Below are 19,424 nucleotides of genomic sequence, written 5' to 3' on the forward strand. Positions count from 1 at the left end.
CGGGCTTCGTGCCTTCTTGTCTGCCTCACACGTCCCGCGGGCAGAACGAGACTGCGGCTACCAGCCGCGCTCGCGCCACTCCGGCAGGTTCGGACGCTCGGCACCGATGGTCGTGTCGTCGCCGTGGCCCGGGTAGACGTGCGTGTCGTCGGGCAGGCTGAACAGCCGCTGCTCGACGTCGTCGAGCAGCTTCTCGAAGTCGCCCTCCTGCCACGTCTTTCCCACGCCCCCTGGGAAGAGCGAGTCGCCGGTAAACAGGTGCCCCTCACCCTCCGGATCGCGCCAGTACAGCGCCACCGAACCGGGGGTGTGGCCGCGCAGATGGATGACCTCGAGCTCGATGTCGCCGCACGTGATCTTGTCTCCGTGGTTGATCGGGTCGGTCGGGATCGGCAGCCCGGGGGCGTCCTCCGGATGCGCGAGGGCGACCGCGCCGACGACGCCCATGACCATCTCCAGGCCCTGCCAGTGGTCCTTGTGCTGGTGGGTGGTCACGACGGTCTCGAGGATGCCGTCCCCCAGCCGGTCACGGACCAGGTCGACCAGCCGCTCGGGCTCGTCGGCCGCGTCGATGAGCAGCCCATTGCCGGTGCTCTTGCAGCGCAGGATGTAGCAGTTGTTGTCCATCGGGCCGACGCTGGCCTTGGTGATCTCCAGAGCGCTGGTCTGGATCGGCTCCGAGGTGGTTCCGGGATCGACATGTCCGGCGTACGACACTGTGGCCTCCAAGCGGGGGAGCGGGTGTGCCCTTCACCATATGCGCCGTCGCAGCCCGGTAACTTGTCAGCCCGGCTCACTACGCTGGTCGGCATGGATCGTCTCGTCATACGCGGTGCTCGCGAGCACAACCTCAAGAACGTCAGTCTCGACCTCCCGCGTGACTCGATGATCTGCTTCACCGGCCTCTCCGGGTCGGGCAAGTCCTCGCTGGCGTTCGACACCGTCTTCGCCGAAGGTCAGCGACGGTACGTCGAGTCGCTGTCGGCGTATGCCCGCCAGTTCCTCGGGCAGATGGACAAGCCAGACGTCGACTTCATCGAGGGTCTGTCCCCGGCGGTGTCGATCGACCAGAAGTCCACCAACCGCAACCCGCGCTCGACGGTCGGCACCATCACCGAGGTCTACGACTACCTCCGCCTGCTGTTCGCTCGCGCCGGCGTCGCCCACTGCCCGGTCTGCGACGCGGTGATCGCCAGGCAGACGCCGCAACAGATCGTCGACCAGGTGATGGAGCTGCCCGAAGGCAGCCGCTTCCAGGTGCTGGCCCCCGTGGTCCGCGGTCGCAAGGGCGAGTACCTCGACCTGTTCTCCTCCCTCCAGTCGCAGGGCTTCAGCCGGGCCCGCGTCGACGGCGTCGTGTACCCGCTGACCGAGCCGCCGACCCTGAAGAAACAGGAGAAGCACGATATCGAGGTCGTCGTCGACCGGTTGGCTGTCAAGGAATCCGCCAAGCGGCGAATGACAGACTCGATCGAGACGGCACTGCGGGTGGCGGGCGGTCTGGTGATCATCGAGCAGGTCGATCTCGACGAGACCGACCCCGACCGCGAGCGGCGGTTCAGCGAGCGGCTGGCGTGCCCCAACGGCCACCCCCTGGGCATCGAGGAGCTCGAGCCCCGTTCGTTCTCGTTCAATGCGCCGTACGGCGCCTGTCCCGAATGCACGGGCCTCGGGTCGCGCAAGGAGGCCGACCCCGAGCTGATCATCCCGGATCCGGAGCGGTCCATCTCCGATGGCGCCATCGCACCCTGGTCGATGGCCGGCACCAGCGCCGACTACTTCCAGCACCTGCTGCAATCCTTGGCCAGCCAGCTCGGCTTCAGCCTCGACACGCCGTGGCAGGACCTGCCGAAGAAGATTCAGCAGACGATCATGAACGGCTCCAAGGACCAGGTCCACGTGAAGTTCAAGAGCCGGTACGGGCGACAGCGCTCCTACTGGGCAAACTTCGAAGGCGTGCTGCCCTTCCTCGCCCGGCGGCATGCCGAGACCGACAGCGACTGGGCCAAGGAACGATACGAGGGCTTCATGCGCGAGGTCCCGTGCCCGGTCTGCAACGGCACCCGGCTCAAGCCCGAGATCCTCGCTGTGCGCCTCGGTGGCAAGTCGATCGCCGAGGTCACCGAGCTCTCGATCGGGGAGTGCAACGAGTTCCTCGGCGCCCTCGAGCTCGACGAGCGCCAGAAGTTCATCGCCGAGCGGGTGCTCAAGGAGGTGCATGCGCGACTGGGCTTCCTCGTGGACGTCGGCCTGGACTACCTGTCGTTGGCGCGTGCCGCCGCGACCCTCGCCGGCGGTGAGGCCCAGCGCATCCGGCTGGCCACCCAGATCGGCTCCGGGCTGGTCGGCGTCCTATATGTGCTCGACGAGCCCTCGATCGGCCTGCATCAGCGAGACAACCGGCGACTGATCGACACGTTGATCCGACTGCGCGATCTCGGCAACACGCTGATCGTCGTCGAGCACGACGAGGACACGATCCGGGCCAGCGACTGGGTCGTCGACATCGGGCCCGGCGCCGGCGAGCACGGTGGCGAGGTCGTGGTGTCCGGGACGGTCAAGGAGCTCTTGCGCAGCAAGCGCTCGCTCACCGGCGCCTACCTGTCGGGCCGTAAGGAGCTCGAGGTCCCGACGAAGCGCCGCACGCCGAACCCGAACCGTCAACTGACCGTCAAGGGCGCCCGCGAGAACAACCTGAAGAATGTCGACGTCTCATTCCCGCTCGGCTGCCTGGTCGCCGTCACCGGCGTCTCCGGCTCGGGCAAGTCCACGCTCGTCAACGACATCCTCTACACGACGATGGCTAACTACGCGAACAAGGCGCGGCACGTGGCCGGCCGCCATACCCGCGTGACCGGACTCGAGGAGATCGACAAGGTCGTCGGCGTCGACCAGTCCCCGATCGGCCGGACGCCGCGGTCGAACCCCGCCACCTACACGGGCGTGTTCGACCACGTGCGCAAGCTGTTCGCCTCCACCAGCGAGGCCAAGGTGCGCGGCTACCAGCAGGGCCGCTTCTCCTTCAACGTCAAGGGCGGACGCTGCGAGAACTGCCAGGGCGACGGCACCATCAAGATCGAGATGAACTTCCTGCCCGACGTCTATGTGCCGTGCGAGGTATGCAAGGGGGCGCGGTACAACCGCGAGACGCTCGAGGTGCACTACAAGGGCAAGACCATCGCCGAGGTGCTCGACATGCCGATCGAGGAGGCTGCGAAGTTCTTCGCCGCGATTCCCGCGATCGCGCGGCACCTCAATACCCTCGTCGAGGTCGGGCTCGGCTACGTGCGACTGGGTCAGCCGGCGACGACGCTCTCCGGCGGAGAGGCGCAGCGCGTGAAGCTCGCCTCCGAGTTGCAGAAGCGCTCCACCGGCCGCACCGTGTATGTCCTCGACGAGCCGACCACCGGACTGCACTTCGAGGACATCCGCAAGCTGCTGATGGTCATTCAGGGGCTGGTCGACAAGGGCAACACGGTCATCACCATCGAGCACAACCTCGACGTCATCAAGACCGCCGACTGGATCATCGACATGGGCCCAGAAGGCGGCGCGGGCGGTGGCACGGTGGTCGGGGCCGGGACGCCGGAGCAGATCGCCAAGCTGCCGGAAAGCCACACCGGACGGTTTCTCGCCGAATTGCTCGACGGCAAACCCGAGCCGGATCAGGTCCCGATCACCGAGCCGAAGACGCTGACTCGCGCAATGCTCGCGGCGGCCAAGGCAGCCGGCCAGGACCCCGCGAAGCGTTCGGCGCCCAAGCGCGCCCCGAAGTCGCCCCGCAAGCCGGCCGCCAAGAGCGCCTGAGCGGACGCGGCCGGGCGGGCTTGCCGGCTGCGAGAGGGGTCCCCGGCTGCGGGAGGGGATTTTTCCCCGCTTGCGGAGGGGAAGCCCTCTTGCACACCTGAAGCCCGCCGTCTCACCCGGCGGCGATGTCGGCCGGGCGCACTACAGTGGTGGGCCGCGAGACGCGCGGCGAACGAGGAGGCGACGGTGGCGGATCCGGCCAGCTACCGCCCGGCAGCGGGGACGATCCCCGACCAGCCGGGGGTCTACCGGTTCTACGACAAGGCCGGCCGGGTCATCTACGTCGGCAAGGCCAAGAGCCTGCGCAGCCGGCTGTCGTCGTACTTCCAGGACATCACCGCGCTGCACACCCGCACCCGGCAGATGGTGATGACCGGTGCTCGCGTCGACTGGACGGTGGTCACCACCGAGGTCGAGGCGCTGCAGCTGGAGTACTCCTGGATCAAGGAGTTCGACCCGCGGTTCAACGTGCGCTATCGCGACGACAAGTCCTACCCGAGCCTCGCGGTGACGCTCAACGAGGAGTTTCCCCGGCTGCAGGTCATGCGCGGACCGAAGAAGAAGGGCGTGCGGTACTTCGGTCCGTATGCCCACGCGTGGGCTATCCGCGAGACGCTCGACCTGCTGACCCGCGTGTTCCCTGCCCGCACCTGCAGCAACGGCGTGTTCAGACGGCACGGGCAGATGGGCCGTCCGTGCCTGCTCGGCTACCTGGACAAGTGCTCCGCACCATGCATCGGGCGAGTGACTGCCGAGGAGCATCGCGCGATCGTCGACGACTTCTGTGAGTTCATGGCCGGCAAGACCGACCGCATCGAGGCCCGGCTGCGCCGGCAGATGCAGGAGGCGTCGAAGAATCTCGAGTTCGAGCGCGCCGCGCGGATCCGCGACGACCTTGCGGCCTTGACCAAGGTGACCGAGAAGAACGCCGTCGTCCTTCCCGACGGCACCGACTGCGACGTCGTCGCGTTCGCCCAGGACGATCTCGAGGCCGCCGTCCAGGTGTTCTACGTCCGCGGTGGACGGGTGCGCGGACGCCGCGGCTGGGTCGTCGACAAGGTCGAGGAGGTCACCACCGCGCAGCTGGTCGAGCAGTACCTGCTGCAGGTCTACGACTCCGACGAGCCGGCCACCACGATCCCGCGCACCATCCTGGTGCCCGAGCTCCCGCCGGACGCCGATGCGGTCGCAAAGCGGCTATCGGAGCTGCGCGGCTCGCAGGTCAGCATCGCCGTCCCGCGGCGCGGTGCCAAGAAGGACCTGCTGCAGACCGTGCAGCGCAACGCGCAGGAAGCCTTCACCCAGCACCGGCTCAAGCGGGCCAGCGACCTGACCGCGCGGTCCCAGGCGCTGGGGGAGCTGCAGGAGGCGCTCGCGCTGAACGACGCGCCACTGCGGATCGAGTGTGTCGACGTCTCGCACGTGCAGGGCACGAACGTCGTGGCCAGCCTCGTCGTGTTCGAGGACGGTCTGCCGAAGAAGTCCGATTATCGACGCTTCTCAATACGCGGAGCGATGCGTGGCGGTGAGTCGATCGACGTCCACCAGGCACGTGCCGGGGAGGGCGTGGACGACACTGCTGCGATCGCCGAGGTCGTCACCCGCCGGTTCAAGCGCCACCTCGTTGATCCCGTCGGCGGCACCGACGAGCAGACCGGACGCCCGCGCCGCTTCGCCTACCCGCCCAACCTCTTCATCGTCGACGGAGGCTCCCCACAAGTCGCGGCAGCCTCGGACGCACTCACCGAGCTGGGCATCACCGACATCGCGGTCATCGGCATCGCCAAACGGCTGGAGGAGATCTGGGTGCCGGGGGAGAGCGAACCCTACATCCTCCCGCGGACCTCAGAGGCGATGTATCTGGTCCAGCGGATCCGCGACGAGGCTCACCGGTTCGCGATCGCCTTCCACCGGCAGAAGCGCGGCAAGGCGATGCTCACCTCGACGCTCGACGGCATTCCCGGACTCGGGGAGGCCAAGCGCAAGGCGCTGCTCGCGAGCTTCGGCAGCGTACGATCCTTGCGGCAGGCAAGCGTGGAGGCGCTCACCGCGGTTCCCGGCATCGGCCCGGCCACCGCCCGGTCGATCCTTGATGCCTTGGACGACGGCACCGAGCAGCCGGTCGCCGTGGACCCCACGACCGGCGAGGTGCTCGACACGCAATAGGTTGGTGCTAGCTGACCGCACGACAGGAAGGCTTCCCGTGGAGACCACCGCCGCCCAGCCGCGTGATATCGAGGTCGTCCTGCTGACCGGGTCCTCCGGCGCCGGACGCAGCACGGCCGCTCGGGTCATGGAGGATCTCGGCTACTACGTTGTCGACAACCTGCCGCCGACGATGATCCCGGAGGTGGTGCGCCTGGCCGCCGAAGGATCGACGATCGAACGCGTCGCGATCGTCACCGATGTGCGCAGCCGGGTCTTTCCCGGCGGGACGGTGACCCTGATCAACATGCTCGCCGAGCGCGGGGTCCGACCCACCATCGTGTTCCTGTCGGCATCGGAGGACATCCTCGTCCGACGGTTCGAGAACGTGCGGCGCGCTCACCCCCTCCAGGGTGACGGCACCATCCTCGACGGCATCGCCGCGGAGCGCGAGATGATCGAGCCGCTCCGGGGACTGGCCGACCTGCTGGTCGACACCAGCGACCTGTCCGTACACGACCTGCGGCGCCGGCTCGAGGAGGTCTTCGACACCCCGGTCGGGCGCCAGGTGCGCATCACCGTCCAGTCCTTCGGCTTCAAGTACGGGCTTCCCCGGGACGCCGACATGGTGTTCGACGCACGATATTTGCCCAACCCGCACTGGGACCCCGACCTGCGGCCGTACAACGGAACTGATGCCAAGGTCAGTGACTACGTGCTCGCCCAGGATGGCGCGTCCGAGGCGCTCGACCACCTCGACGCGCTCGTCGACACGGTGATCCCCGGCTACCGCAGAGAGGGCAAGCGCTACCTGACGATCGCGGTCGGCTGCACCGGCGGCAAGCACCGATCGGTCGCGATGGCCCGCGAGCTCGGCTCTCGCCTGGCCGGCCCCGACATCGATGTCCGCGTCGTCCACCGAGACCTAGGCAGGGAGTGATCGGCATGAGCGTGATCCCCACGAACCCGATCCCCGATCCGGTCATCGGAAAGGTGGTCGCCCTCGGCGGCGGTCACGGATTGACGGCGACCCTCACCGCGCTACGGCGCGTCGCGGGTCGGATCACCGCCGTGGTGACCGTCGGGGACGACGGCGGGTCCAGCGGCCGGATCAGGCGGGAGCTTCCGGTGCTGCCGCCGGGGGACCTGCGGATGGCGTTAGCCGCGCTCGCGTCGGCTGACGAGTGGCACCAGCTCGTCGCGGAGGTCCTGCAGCACCGCTTCGGCGGGGTGGGTGCCCTGGCCGGTCACAGCGTCGGCAACCTGTTGCTGACCGGTGTCACGGAAGTCCTGCACGGGGACCCGGTCGCGGCGCTCGATGCCGTCGGTCGAGTCGTCGGCGCCGTCGGGCGAGTGCTGCCGATGTCGCTGGTGCCGCTGGAGATCGCCGCTGCAGTCTCCGGCATCGACCCGGACCACCCGAGCGACAGGCGACGGATCCGTGGCCAGGTCGCGGTCGCAACCACGCCCGGGCGGGTCGAGTCCATCGAGCTGTTGCCCGACGATCCGCCGGGCTGTCCGCAGGCGTGCGCCGCCATCGCCGACGCGGACGCCGTCATCCTGGGCCCCGGCTCATGGTTCTCTTCGGTGCTGCCACACCTGTTGGTGCCCGACCTCAGGCGGTCCATGGAGACGACGAAGGCCAAGCGGTTCGTGTCGCTGAACCTCGCTCCGGAGGCTGGCGAGACCGACAACTTCACGCTCACCGAGCTGCTCACGACCTTCACCGCGCACGCCCCGAATCTGCGGCTCGACGGCGTCATCGCCGACGAGACGGCGGTCGAGGGCACTGCGGGTCTCGAAGAGGCCTGCGCGGAGATTGGCGCCGAGCTGATCGTCGCCGATCTGGGCTCCGAACGATCGGTGAACGCGCACGATCCAGATAAGTACGCGGCCGCGCTGCGTGCGGCGCTCACCACGAAGTAGGCCGCTCGTTCCCGTGGCGGCCCGGCAGGACGGCCGTGCACAATGGGGGATCGCGGACGACGCTGCGCCCGTCCGGTACCGCCCACTGAGCTTGAGAGGTCGACCCATGGCGATGACCGCCGACGTAAAAGCCGAGCTGTGCCGGGTCGAGGTCACCAAGACCAGCTGCCGCAAGGCGGAGGTCGCCACCATCCTGCGACTTGCTGGCGGTTTGCATCTCGTCGGCGGCAAGATCGTGATCGAGGCCGAGCTCGACACCGGCGCGGTGGCGCGGCGGCTGCATCGCGACATCGGCGAGCTCTACGGCATCACCGCCGAGGTCCAGATGGTCAGCGGGGGCAACCTGCGCAAGGGCAGCCGGTTCGTGGTGCGCGTGGCACACGACGGGGACGCGCTGGCCCGCCAGACCGGACTGATCGACCTGCGCGGCCGCCCGGTACGCGGGCTGCCGCCGGCCGTCGTCGCAGGCGGTACCTCCGAGTGCGAGTCCGCCTGGCGCGGGGCCTTCCTCGCGCACGGCTCTCTGACCGAGCCCGGCCGATCGGCCGCGCTGGAGATCACCTGCCCCGGTCACGAGGCCGCGCTCGCTCTGGTCGGCGCCGCCCGCCGGCTGGGCATCACCGCGAAGGCCCGGGAGGTGCGCGGGGCCGACCGCGTCGTGCTGCGGGACGGCGACGCGATCGCCGCGATGCTCACCCGCATCGGCGCCCACCAGAGCGTCCTGGCGTGGGAGGAGCGCCGGATGCGTCGTGAGATCCGCTCCAGCGCCAACCGGCTGGCCAACTTCGACGACGCCAACCTGCGGCGCTCGGCTCGAGCGGCGGTGGCCGCGAGCGCGCGGGTGGAGCGGGCGCTGGAGATCCTCGGTGACGACGTCCCCGACCACCTGCTGTTCGCCGGCCGGCTACGCCTCGAGCACCGCCAGGCCTCCCTCGAGGAGCTCGGTCAGCTCGCCGACCCCCCGATGACAAAGGACGCCGTCGCCGGCCGAATCCGGCGGCTGCTGGCCCTGGCAGACAAGAGCGCCCACGAGCGCGGCATCCCCGACACCGAGTCGGCAGTCACCGACGACATGCTCGCCCAGTAGCCCACCTGCGGTGGGTGAGGTAGCACATCACAAACGCCCCGGGTCGTTTCTGGCGCGCCCAGCGATAGGGTGGAGGCGTCAAAGTGATCCCGCGTCGCGGCCCTTCGCCGATGCCGGGCGCCAGAGTCTGAGGAGAATCAGCACGTGACCGTCAAAGTAGGAATCAACGGTTTTGGCCGCATCGGACGCAACTTCTACCGCGCTGTGGTCGACAGCGGCGCTGACATCGAGATCGTCGGCGTGAACGACCTGACCGACAACGCCACCCTCGCGCACCTCCTGAAGTACGACTCCATCCTCGGCCGCTTCGAGGGCGAGGTCACCTCGACCGACACCGACATCACCGCTGGCGGCCATACCTTCAAGGCCTTCGCCGAGAAGGATCCCTCCGCGCTGCCGTGGGGCGACCTCGGCGCCGACATCGTCGTCGAGTCCACCGGCATCTTCACCGACGCCGAGAAGGCCAAGGCGCACATCGACGCCGGCGCCAAGAAGGTCATCATCTCCGCCCCGGCCAAGAACGAGGACATCACCATCGTCATGGGCGTCAACGACGACCTGTACGACGGCGCGAAGCACACCATCATCTCCAACGCCTCGTGCACCACCAACTGCCTGGCCCCCATGGCCAAGGCGCTCAACGACGGCCTCGGCATCGTCAAGGGCCTGATGACCACCATCCACGCCTATACCCAGGACCAGAACCTGCAGGACGGCCCGCACAAGGACCTGCGCCGTGCCCGCGCCGCCGCCCTGAACATCGTCCCCACCTCGACCGGCGCCGCGAAGGCCGTGGCCCTCGTGCTGCCCGAGCTGAAGGGCAAGCTCGACGGCTACGCGCTGCGCGTGCCGACCCCGACCGGCTCGGCCACCGACCTCACCTTCGAGGCCAGCCGTGAGACGTCGGTCGAGGAGGTCAACGAGATCATCAAGAAGGCCGCCGAGGGCGCCATGAAGGGCAAGCTGGTCTACACCGAGGACCCGATCGTCTCCAAGGACATCGAGACCGACCCGGCGTCCTGCATCTTCGACTCGGGCCTGACGAAGGTGATCGGCAACCAGGTCAAGGTCGTCGGCTGGTACGACAACGAGTGGGGCTACTCCAACCGCATAGTCGACCTCGTCGACCTCGTCGGCAAGTCCCTCTAGCGTCACCGCGAATGCCTCACTCCCACGCCCGGGAGTGAGGCATTTCTGGTCACCCACCATCTGCCAAGGAGAACCACATGAAGGACCTCCAGGACCTTCTCGCCGAGGGCCCGGTCGGCCGCAACGTGCTCGTGCGCGCCGACCTGAACGTCCCGCTCGACGGTGAGCAGATCACCGACGCCGGCCGTATCGAGGCCACCGTCCCCACCCTGACCGCGCTCATCGAGGCCAACGCGCGCGTCATCGTCCTGGCCCACCTCGGCCGCCCGAAGGGCGAGCCGGACCCGAAGTACTCGCTGGCCCCGGTCGCCGACAAGCTCGGCGAGCTGCTCGGCCGCGACGTCGCCCTGGCCACCGATCTGGTCGGTGACAGCGCCAAGGACGAGGTCGCGAGCATGTCGGACAGCGACGTCGTCCTGCTCGAGAACGTCCGCTTCGATCCCCGCGAGACCAGCAAGGACGAGAGTGAGCGGGCCACGCTCGCCCAGGACCTCGTGGACCTCGTCGGCGAGGACGCCGCCTACGTCTCCGACGGCTTCGGCGTGGTCCACCGCGCGCAGACGTCCGTGTACGACATCGCCAAGCGGCTCCCGGCGTACGCCGGGGGGTTGGTCGAGGCCGAGGTCACGGTGCTGCGCAGGCTCACCGAGAACCCCGAGCGCCCGTACGTCGTCGTCCTCGGCGGCAGCAAGGTCAGCGACAAGCTCGCCGTCATCGAGTCGCTGCTGCCGAAGGTCGACCGATTGCTGGTCGGCGGCGGGATGTGCTTCACCTTCCTTGCGGCGCAGGGCCACTCGGTCGGCACGTCGCTGCTGGAGCAGGACCAGATCGACACCTGCAAGCAGCTGCTGGCCGACAACGGTGACAAGCTCGTGCTGCCGGTGGACGTGGTATGCGCGGCCGAGTTCAAGGCCGAGTCGCCGGCCTCGGTGCACGCCGCCGATCAGATCCCGGCCGACCTGATGGGCTTGGATATCGGTCCCGAGTCGGTGAAGCAGTTCGCCGCGGCGCTGGACGGCGCGAAGACAGTCTTCTGGAACGGACCGATGGGCGTGTTCGAGATGGCGCCGTTCGCCGAGGGCACGCGCGGTGTCGCCGAGGCCATCGCCGCGGGCGATGCCTTCTCGGTGGTCGGCGGTGGCGACTCCGCGGCGGCCGTCCGGCAGCTGGGCGTGGGCGAGGACCGCTTCTCGCACATCTCGACCGGCGGTGGCGCATCTCTTGAGTTCCTCGAGGGCAAGCAGCTCCCGGGCATCGCGGTACTGGAGGAGCAGGGATGAGCACGGTACGCAAGCCGCTGGTCGCCGGCAACTGGAAGATGAACCTGACCCACCTTGAGGCGATCGCGCTGGTGCAGAAGATCGCCTTCAGCCTGAACGACAAGGTGTACGACGACGTCGAGGTCGTCGTCCTCCCGCCGTTCGTGTCGATCCGCGGCGTGCAGACGTTGATCGACGGGGACAAGCTGCAGATCGGCTACGGCGCTCAGGACATCTCCCAGCACGATTCGGGCGCCTACACGGGCGAGGTCAGCGGTCAGATGCTGGCCAAGCTCGGCTGCCGGTACGTCGTGGTCGGGCACTCCGAGCGTCGCCAGTACCACCACGAGGACGACGCCGTGGTCGCGGCGAAGGCCACAGCCGCGTTCCAGAACGGCATCGTGCCGATCGTGTGCGTCGGCGAGGGACTCGACGTGCGCGAGGCGGGCGAGCACGTCGCGCACGTCGTCGCCCAGATCGACGGTTCGTTGGCCGGGATCGCCGCCGAGCAGGCGCAGGACGTCGTCATCGCGTACGAGCCCGTCTGGGCGATCGGCACCGGCAAGACGGCGACCCCCGAGGATGCCCAGGAGGTGTGCTCGGCGATCCGCGACCGCCTTGCCGATCTCTACAGCGGTGACCTGGCCGACCGGGTCCGGATCCTGTACGGCGGCTCGGTCAAGCCCGACTCGGCCGCCGCGCTGGCCGCCCAGCCGGACGTCGACGGCGCCCTGGTGGGCGGAGCAAGCCTGGACGGCGACCAGTTCGCGACGATCTGCGCGCAGTCGGTACCCGCCTCCTGACCGCCCTCGTCGAGCGCCCGGCACGCGACCGGGCGCTCGACGAGGTGTGGTGCGCGACCTGCGCCCGTGGCGGGGTATCCCTGTGGGCGCCCTTGAGCGCCCCGACACACCAGGAGCCCCACCAGTGAAGCTGCTCTTCGAGATCGGCCTGATTCTCTCGAGCATCGTGCTCATCGTCCTCGTCCTGTTCCACAGGGGACGCGGCGGTGGTCTGTCGTCGATGTTCGGTGGGTCGATGTCCTCCCAGCTGTCCGGCTCCTCGGTCGTCGAGAAGAATCTGAACTATTTGACGGTCTTCTGCACGATCGTCTGGCTGGCGTGCATCGTGGTGCTGGGACTGCTCTACAAGCCTTAATCGAACAAGTCCGAGGCCCGGCCGACCGGCCGGGCCTCTTTCGGTGATTCCACACCACTGGGATTCGACCATCGAGGAGAAGCATGGCCAACGGAAACGTCATCCGCGGCACCCGTGTCGGCGCTGGACCGAGCGGCGAGAACGAACGCGGGCAGGCCGCGCCGCGGACTCGCGTGGAGTTCCACTGCGCCAACGGCCACACCTCCAAGCCGACCTTCGCCGTGGACGCCGACATTCCCGACGAGTGGGACTGCCCCAAGTGCGGCATGCCCGCCGGCAAGGATGCCGAGAACCCGCCCGCCGCACGCAGCGCCGAGCCCTACAAGACTCACATCGCCTACGTCCGGGAGCGGCGTACGGACGCCGACGGCGCCGCGCTGCTCGACGAGGCGCTGCAGAAGTTGCGGGCGCGCCGAGGCGAGATCTAGCTGTACTGACCGGAGACGTTGATCGAGCGGTCGTAACAGCGCGGTCATATCGATGAGCGGACGTCCCGTTTAGCGCCGAGGATGCCGAGTCCAGGATGCCGAACCGTGAACCTGACCGAACAGCGGTGCGTCAGACTCGTCTCATGGACTACACCTCGATCGACTGGAACAACGTCGCCCTGATCGTCATCGACGCGCAGAACGACTTCATCGATGGAGCCATGCCCGTCGCCGGCACCACCGAGATCCTGCCCACCATCACCGAGCTGCTCGACATCTTCCGCACAGCGGGGCGGCCCATCGTCCACGCCATCCGGATCTACGAACCGGGCAGCAGCGACGCCGACCCGATCCGGCGCGCCGACATCGAGGGCGGCCTCCAGGTTGTCGCCCCCAACAGCCACGGAGCCCAGATCCCGGTCCAACTGACCCAGGGACGTGAGGTGCCCCTGGACGCGGCCGCGCTCCTGCGCGGTGACCTCCAGCAGCTCACGGCCGACGAGGTCATCATGTACAAGCCCCGCTGGAGCGCCTTCTACCGCACCCAGCTACTCGACTGGCTCACCAATCGCGGTGTCACCTCGGTCCTCGTCGCTGGCTGCAACCTGCCCAATTGCCCCCGAGGCACCCTGTTCGACGCCACCGAACGCGACCTGCGCGCCGCCGTCGCCACCGACGCCGTCTCCCAGGCCACCCCCGATCGGCTCGCTGACCTCACCCTCATCGGCGTGCAGCACGTCGGCACGCACGACGTCAGCGAACACCTCCGGTAGGAACCAGCGCCGCGCGGTAGTACGGAGCCACAGCACGCGTTCACCAGTCCGGCAGGGGCTGCCGCAACGCCCGTGGTCTCACCCAGGGGACAAGTTCCGGAGCGAGTAGTCTCCCTTCGTCCTGGTCAGGGCCGTCGAGTGGTTCAACCATCGCTGCGTCACCGTCGAGCGGGTGCTGTCCGACAACGGCGGCGCCTACCGCTCACATCTGTGGCGCGACACCTGTACCGAGCTCGGAGTCAGGCACAAGCGCACCCGGCCCTATCGGCCGCAGACCAACGGCAAGATCGAGCGCTTCCACCGCACCCTGGCCGACGGCTGGGCCTACGCCCGCTGCTACACCTCCGAGACCGAACGCCGGGGGGGAACTCGCCGGCTGGCTGCACTACTACAACCACCACCGGCCCCACACGGCCTGCGGCAACCAGCCGCCCCTCTCACGATTGACCAACGTCCCCGATCAGTACATCTAGCAGTCCTAGCTGGGCAGCCTGCCGGCCGCCGACTGGTCGAGCAGCCACCGGGTCCGTTCGCGGCCCTGCGGACCCGCTGCGGGGACCGCCATCCGGTCGGCTCCGCTCAGCGCCGCCTCGACTGCGGCGGCCTTGCCTGCGCCGGTGGTCATCATCCACACCTCGGTGGCGTGCGAGAGCAGCTCCCACGTCATCGTGACCCGCGTGGGCGGAGGCTTGGGGCAGTCCCGGACGGCGCACACTGGGCGCGCATCGGCTGCCGCGGGGGAGTGCGGGAAGATCGAGGCGGTGTGCCCCTCCTCTCCCATCCCGAGCATGAGTACGTCGAACAGCGGGCCCGGCGCGCCGGCGGGGGCGTGACGGGCCAACTCCTCGGCGTACGCGGCGGCCGCGGCGTCGGGGTCGTCACCGTAGGGGCCGTCCGAGGCCGGGACACGGTGCACCTGCTCGGTCGGGATGACCACCTGGGCCAGCAGCGCCTCGTCGGCCTGCACGTCGTTGCGGTCGTTCGAGTCGTGCGGCACGAACCGCTCGTCACCCCACCACACGTGCACCCGCGCCCAGTCGAGCTCGTCTGCGTGCTGAGCGATCTCGGCGAGCACGGAGATGCCCGTGCCGCCCCCGGTCACGACGACGTGCGCGTCTCGGCCATCGGCGTGCGCGGCGCGCACGGTCTCGACGAACAGCATCGCCGCGCGGCGGGCGACCGAGCCTGCGTCCGGCAGCACCTCCAGGTCCACGGTCATGATGAGGCTTCCTCCACTCTGCCCCGCGCCCGAGCGGTGCGGGGTCCGTCGTCGATCTGCGCGGCGGCCTGCTTGTGCAGCGCCTTGCTGCCGTTCTTCGTCGCTGGGCGCTCCGGGTCCACCCAGATGTGCGTCCGCAGGTAGTGCCGCGCGGACAGGTCGGGGACGCCGGTCGCGGCAGAGAGCGCCTCCGCGTAGGTGTCGTCGGCGCCCTGCCGTCGCAGCTCCTCGGTGAGCAGGTCTCCGAGGTCGCGCTCGATGATGGACAGACGCTGGTCACGCTGCCCGGTGCGGCTGATGACCAGGTCACCGCCGTCCCGCAGGACCTTGAGCTTCGCCTTGGCACCGAAGGAGATCTCGACGCCGCCGATGCCGGTCTGGCCGGTGCCGCGCTTGGTCGGCTTGACCGGGCAGTCGATGCGCAGCCGGCTGCTGAGCCAGCCGGCCAGCAGCAGCGACGCGGGCGCCTCGGGCGAGCCGAGCACCTTCGCCGACCGCGGGGTGTCGGTGACCGAGTCGAAGGACGACGCGAGTGCGGAGCGCCATTGGGTCGTGCGGGTCCAGCCCAGGTCGGTGTCACCGGGAGCGTAGTCGCGGGCCCGTTGCAGCAGCCCCTGGCCGCCTGCGTCGAGCCAGCCGCAGTCGGTGATCCGGCGATCGCTGTGGACGCCGACGGCGTCCGTCGCGATCAGCTCCGGTGGTGGGCCGTGCCACCAGGTCACCACGGGCGCGTCGGGGGCGAGCAGCGGAAGGGTGACCGACTCAGCGTGCAGCGCCAGCCGGCCGTACATGCGCATGACGATCGCCTCGCCCGGCCCCAATCGGCCCCCGACCAGGATCTCGGCGTCAAGGCGAGGCTTGGGCGCGTCGAGCTCCCGGCGTACGACGATCAGCAGCCGGCAGGGATTCATCGCCGCGGCCTTCGCCGCCGCCCGCTCGGCGTCCGCGATGTACTTCTCGTCGACTACGACGACGAGCGTGAGCGCGTTGCCCGAGGTGACCGCGCCGCCGGTGCGTCGCTCGGCGGCCAGCGCCTTCACGACGGCCGTGCCGGTGGTGTCCCACAGGGTGGTCATCGCCTTCCCCTCCTCGTCATGGTCGACGCCACGCGCGGCCGTCACGCGCGAGCATCTCGTCGGCCTCCTTCGGTCCCCACTCGCCCGCGCGGTAGGGCGCCGGCTCCTGGCCGGCCCAGAACTCCTCCAGCGGATCGATGACCGCCCACGAAGCCTCCACCTCCTCATTGAGCGGGAACAGGGTGGCATCGCCCAGCAGGACGTCGAGCAGCAGGCGCTCGTACGCCTCCGGGCTGGACTCGGTGAAGGTCTCGCCGTAGAGGAAGTCCATCGCGACGTCGCGTACCTCCATCACGGTTCCGGGCACCTTCGAGCCGAACCGCAAGGTGACGCCCTCGTCGGGCTGGACCCGGACCACGAGCTGGTTGTGTCCCAGCTCCTCCGTGTCCGTCGGGGCGAAGGGCAGGTGCGGTGCCTTCTTGAAGTTCAGCGCGATCTCAGTGACCCGCCTGGGCAGCCGCTTGCCCGTGCGGAGGTAGAACGGGACGCCGGCCCACCGCCTGGTCTCCACGTGCAGCTTGACTGCGGCATACGTCTCGGTCGTCGAGTCCTTCGGGATTCCTTCCTCGGAGGTGTAGCCGACTGCCCGCTCCCCGGCGAGCCAGCCCTGCTGGTACTGGCCGCGGACCGCATGCCCCTCGAGGTTCTGCGGCAGGCTGATCGCCCGGAGCACCTTGAGCTTCTCGGTGCGGATGGCCGAGGGGATGAACCGGACCGGCTCCTCCATCGCCGTGAGCGCGAGCAGCTGCAGCAGATGGTTCTGCAGAACGTCGCGGGCGGCGCCAGCCGCGTCATAGAAGCCAGCCCGGCCGGCTATCCCGACCGCCTCAGCCATCGTGATCTGCACGGAGTCGACGTAGTTGGAGTTCCAGATCGGCTCGAACATCATGTTCGCGAACCGGAAGGCGAACAGGTTCTGCACCGTCTCTTTGCCGAGGTAGTGGTCGATCCGATACACGTCGCGCCAGCCGAACACCGAATCGACGACGTGGTTCAGTCGCTTTCCCGAGGCAAGATCATGCCCGAACGGCTTCTCCACGACGACTCGCCGCCAGCCCCCGGCCTGGTCGTTGTCGGCCATCCCGGTGCGTTCCAGCTGCCGCAGCACGTCCTCGAAGAAGGCCGGCGGGATGGACAGGTAGAAGGCGGCGTTCCCCTGCACCCCGTGCGAGATGCTGAGCCCGTCCAGGGTGCGGGCGAGCGCGTCGAACGCGGCGTCGTCCGCGAAGTCTCCGGGGACGAACTTGATGTTGTCGGCCAGCCGCGCCCAGACGCCTTCGTCCCAGGCCGTGCGCGCGTGCTGCCGCGCCGAGTCGTGCGCCAGCTGCGCGAAGTCACCGTCCCCCCAATCGCGGCGGGCGAACCCCAGCAGCACGAAGTTCGCCGGAAGCAGGCCGCGGTGGGCCAGATCGTAGATCGCCGGAAGCAGCTTCTTGCGGGCCAGATCGCCGGTGATGCCGAACACCACGAGCGCGCAGGGCTCGGGCACCCGCGGCAGCCGCCGGTCCTGGGGATCGCGCAGCGGGTTGGCGGAGCGGTTCACCGACGACGCGGCGACGTACCCCTCGCCGGTCGCGGGCGTGATCACCGACGCAGCTGCGGCCTTGACCGGCGCTACCTCGCTGGTTCCGCTCATCACCTGGCTCGACGGAGGTGGGGTCTGATCGTTGTCCCACCGCTTCTTGTTCTGCCTCTTCTTGGTGGGCGCCGTGCGACCCGTCGACTTCTGGGTTCCGCCAGTGGAACTGCTCACGCGGACCTCCCTCACGCGCTCGGGACGGCTCAGCTGACGCGCACTGCCGCGAGGACGGCGCGAATGCCGGCCGCACGATCCTTCAAGTGCACTCGCAGCACGGGACGGTTCTTGTCGGCGAGGACGGCGCCGTCACCCGCTGCCTGCGCCAGCTGCAGGGTGTGGAAGGAGTAGCCTCGCCCAGGCACTGCCAGGTCGCTCTCGCAGTCGGCGGTGATCTGCAGGAAGGCGCCATTCTGGTGCCCGCCCTTGTGGTACTGGCCGGTGGAGTGCAGGAAACGCGGACCCCACCCGAAGGTCACCTGGGTGCCGGCGCGGCGAGCCAGCTCGTCGCGGATCGGCTCGATCGCGGTGTCCCGCATCCGGTCGAGGTAGGCCATGACGGCGAGATATCCGGCGTCCGGCACGGCCGCGATGAGCCGGCCGATCGCGTCCTCGAGCGAGTCGCAGCCGGTGAGCTCATCGCCGAAGGCGTAGACGGCTAGCACGTCGTCCTGCAGGAGCGGCTCCTCCGCCGCGGCGCCGGACGGCGCGTCGAGCAGCTCGCGGGCCATCGCCTTGGCCTCCTCGACGTTCGGCTGGTCGAATGGGTTGATCCCGATCAGGTGACCGGCGACGGCGGTCGCGGTCTCCCACAGCAGGAACTGGGCACCGAGGGGGCCGTCGTTGGCGACGGCGTACGCCGCGCCGCCGTTGGGTACCGGACCGGTGCCCAAGGCGACCTTCACCGCGTCGCCGCCCGCGTCGGCGAAGCCGGGGGAGTCGCGACCGGCCACCGCGACCGGCAGGATGCCCTTGCCCTGCTTGCCGGTCGACTCGGCGATCAGCTGCTCGACCCAGTCCGCGAAGCCCTCGTTGGCGGTCCCGGCCGGGGCGAACACCAGCTTCTCGGAGCCGGAGCGCTCCGCGGCCGCCATCAGGGCACCGAGCACGAGTGCCGGGTTGTCGATGGAGTCGGCTGCGAGATCTCCGGCGACATCGGCGGCGTCGTCCAGCAGGGCGGAGATGTCGGCCCCGGCCAGGCCCGAGGGCACCAGGCCGAACGCGGTGAGGGCGCTGTAGCGGCCGCCGACGCTCGGGTCGGCGAGGAACACCTTGCGGTACCCGGCTTCCTCGGACGCCTTCTGCAGTGGCGATCCTGGGTCAGTGACGACCACGATGCGCGACGCCGGGTCGATGCCCGCGTCGGAGAGCAGCTGCTCGGCGGTCCGCCGGTGAGAGTCGGTCTCGACGGTTCCGCCCGACTTCGAGGACACCACCACGACGGTGCGTTCGAGGTCGGTGGCGAACGCCGCCGCGACCTGCCCCGGGTCGGTGGTGTCGAGCGTGACCAGCTCGACGCCGTCGCTGGCGCAGATGACCTCTGGCGCAAGGGAGCTGCCGCCCATGCCGGCGAGGACTACGCGGGTGACGCCCTCCTCACGCAGCTCGGCCTGCAGCGCCTCGATCTCGGCCAGCAACGGCCGCGAGGTCTGCGGCAGCCTCACCCAGCCGAGCCGCTTGGCGGACTCCTCCTCGGCCTCCTTGCCCCACAGCGTGGGATTCTGAGCGGCGATCTTCGAGGCGATCTGGTCGTCGACGAGACGTTCGACGGCCCTGGCGAGGTCGTCGGGGGCTCGGTAGTCGAGGTGCATGGCTCTCCTA

The 19,424-nt window shown here is 69.2% G+C and carries 16 protein-coding genes and 1 pseudogene; 12 read left to right on the forward strand and 5 right to left on the reverse strand.

Annotated features, from left to right (window positions below; all coding sequences use genetic code 11):
- Positions 1-57: 57 nt before the first annotated feature.
- Positions 58-717 (reverse strand): MBL fold metallo-hydrolase, encoded by a 660-nt coding sequence (locus tag DAA40_RS01055; protein WP_199849444.1) that lies wholly within the window; start codon positions 715-717, stop codon positions 58-60.
- A 93-nt stretch (positions 718-810) separates the two neighbouring features.
- Here DAA40_RS01055 and uvrA point away from each other — a divergent pair, with 93 nt between their 5' ends.
- The 12 genes and pseudogenes from uvrA to DAA40_RS01115 form a co-directional block, all read left to right on the forward strand.
- Complete coding sequence (gene uvrA / locus DAA40_RS01060; protein ID WP_106847904.1) at positions 811-3,807, forward strand: excinuclease ABC subunit UvrA; 2,997 nt, start codon at positions 811-813, stop codon at positions 3,805-3,807.
- Positions 3,808-3,993: 186 nt separating this feature from the next.
- Positions 3,994-5,973 carry an excinuclease ABC subunit UvrC gene (gene uvrC, locus DAA40_RS01065; protein WP_106847905.1) on the forward strand — a complete coding sequence of 660 codons (1,980 nt, stop codon included), beginning with the start codon at positions 3,994-3,996 and terminating at the stop codon, positions 5,971-5,973.
- 37 nt (positions 5,974-6,010) lie between these two features.
- Positions 6,011-6,892, forward strand: a complete 882-nt coding sequence (rapZ, locus tag DAA40_RS01070; RefSeq protein ID WP_234356181.1) for an RNase adapter RapZ — start codon at positions 6,011-6,013, stop codon at positions 6,890-6,892.
- 5 nt (positions 6,893-6,897) lie between these two features.
- Positions 6,898-7,878, forward strand: coding sequence for a uridine diphosphate-N-acetylglucosamine-binding protein YvcK (yvcK, locus tag DAA40_RS01075; protein WP_106849179.1), 981 nt, complete (start codon positions 6,898-6,900; stop codon positions 7,876-7,878).
- Positions 7,879-7,984: 106 nt separating this feature from the next.
- Complete coding sequence (whiA, locus tag DAA40_RS01080) at positions 7,985-8,965, forward strand: DNA-binding protein WhiA (RefSeq protein WP_106847907.1); 981 nt, start codon at positions 7,985-7,987, stop codon at positions 8,963-8,965.
- A 144-nt stretch (positions 8,966-9,109) separates the two neighbouring features.
- Positions 9,110-10,114 carry a type I glyceraldehyde-3-phosphate dehydrogenase gene (gene gap / locus DAA40_RS01085; RefSeq protein ID WP_106847908.1) on the forward strand — a complete coding sequence of 335 codons (1,005 nt, stop codon included), beginning with the start codon at positions 9,110-9,112 and terminating at the stop codon, positions 10,112-10,114.
- A 77-nt stretch (positions 10,115-10,191) separates the two neighbouring features.
- Positions 10,192-11,394 (forward strand): phosphoglycerate kinase, encoded by a 1,203-nt coding sequence (gene pgk / locus DAA40_RS01090; protein ID WP_106847909.1) that lies wholly within the window; start codon positions 10,192-10,194, stop codon positions 11,392-11,394.
- A complete protein-coding gene (tpiA, locus tag DAA40_RS01095) occupies positions 11,391-12,176 on the forward strand; it encodes a triose-phosphate isomerase (protein WP_106847910.1) in 786 nt (261 codons plus the stop codon). Before pgk ends, tpiA begins: the two co-directional genes overlap by 4 nt.
- Positions 12,177-12,300: 124 nt before the next feature.
- Positions 12,301-12,531: a preprotein translocase subunit SecG gene (secG, locus tag DAA40_RS01100; protein ID WP_106847911.1), complete on the forward strand. Its 231-nt coding sequence runs from the start codon at positions 12,301-12,303 to the stop codon at positions 12,529-12,531.
- An 83-nt stretch (positions 12,532-12,614) separates the two neighbouring features.
- Positions 12,615-12,959 (forward strand): RNA polymerase-binding protein RbpA, encoded by a 345-nt coding sequence (locus DAA40_RS01105; RefSeq protein ID WP_106847912.1) that lies wholly within the window; start codon positions 12,615-12,617, stop codon positions 12,957-12,959.
- A gap of 143 nt (positions 12,960-13,102) precedes the next feature.
- Positions 13,103-13,732, forward strand: coding sequence for a cysteine hydrolase family protein (locus DAA40_RS01110; RefSeq protein WP_199849445.1), 630 nt, complete (start codon positions 13,103-13,105; stop codon positions 13,730-13,732).
- A gap of 118 nt (positions 13,733-13,850) precedes the next feature.
- Positions 13,851-14,205: pseudogene (locus DAA40_RS01115) on the forward strand (integrase core domain-containing protein); the annotation flags it as partial.
- 5 nt (positions 14,206-14,210) lie between these two features.
- On the opposite strand, the gene pgl reads toward DAA40_RS01115, so the two are convergent.
- The 4 genes from pgl to DAA40_RS01135 are packed head-to-tail and all read right to left on the reverse strand — an operon-like array spanning position 14,211 to position 19,414.
- A complete protein-coding gene (pgl, locus tag DAA40_RS01120; protein WP_106847914.1) occupies positions 14,211-14,951 on the reverse strand; it encodes a 6-phosphogluconolactonase in 741 nt (246 codons plus the stop codon).
- Complete coding sequence (locus DAA40_RS01125) at positions 14,948-16,027, reverse strand: glucose-6-phosphate dehydrogenase assembly protein OpcA (protein WP_106849180.1); 1,080 nt, start codon at positions 16,025-16,027, stop codon at positions 14,948-14,950. The genes pgl and DAA40_RS01125 overlap by 4 nt, the downstream gene beginning before the upstream one ends.
- A gap of 16 nt (positions 16,028-16,043) precedes the next feature.
- Positions 16,044-17,780 carry a glucose-6-phosphate dehydrogenase gene (gene zwf / locus DAA40_RS01130; RefSeq protein WP_234356182.1) on the reverse strand — a complete coding sequence of 579 codons (1,737 nt, stop codon included), beginning with the start codon at positions 17,778-17,780 and terminating at the stop codon, positions 16,044-16,046.
- A gap of 29 nt (positions 17,781-17,809) precedes the next feature.
- The gene (locus DAA40_RS01135) at positions 17,810-19,414 is read right to left on the reverse strand and encodes a glucose-6-phosphate isomerase (protein ID WP_106847915.1); all 1,605 of its coding nucleotides are present in this window, start codon (positions 19,412-19,414) and stop codon (positions 17,810-17,812) included.
- Positions 19,415-19,424 lie beyond the last annotated feature (10 nt).

The organism is Blastococcus sp. Marseille-P5729 (assembly GCF_900292035.1).
Classification (GTDB): domain Bacteria; phylum Actinomycetota; class Actinomycetes; order Mycobacteriales; family Antricoccaceae; genus Cumulibacter.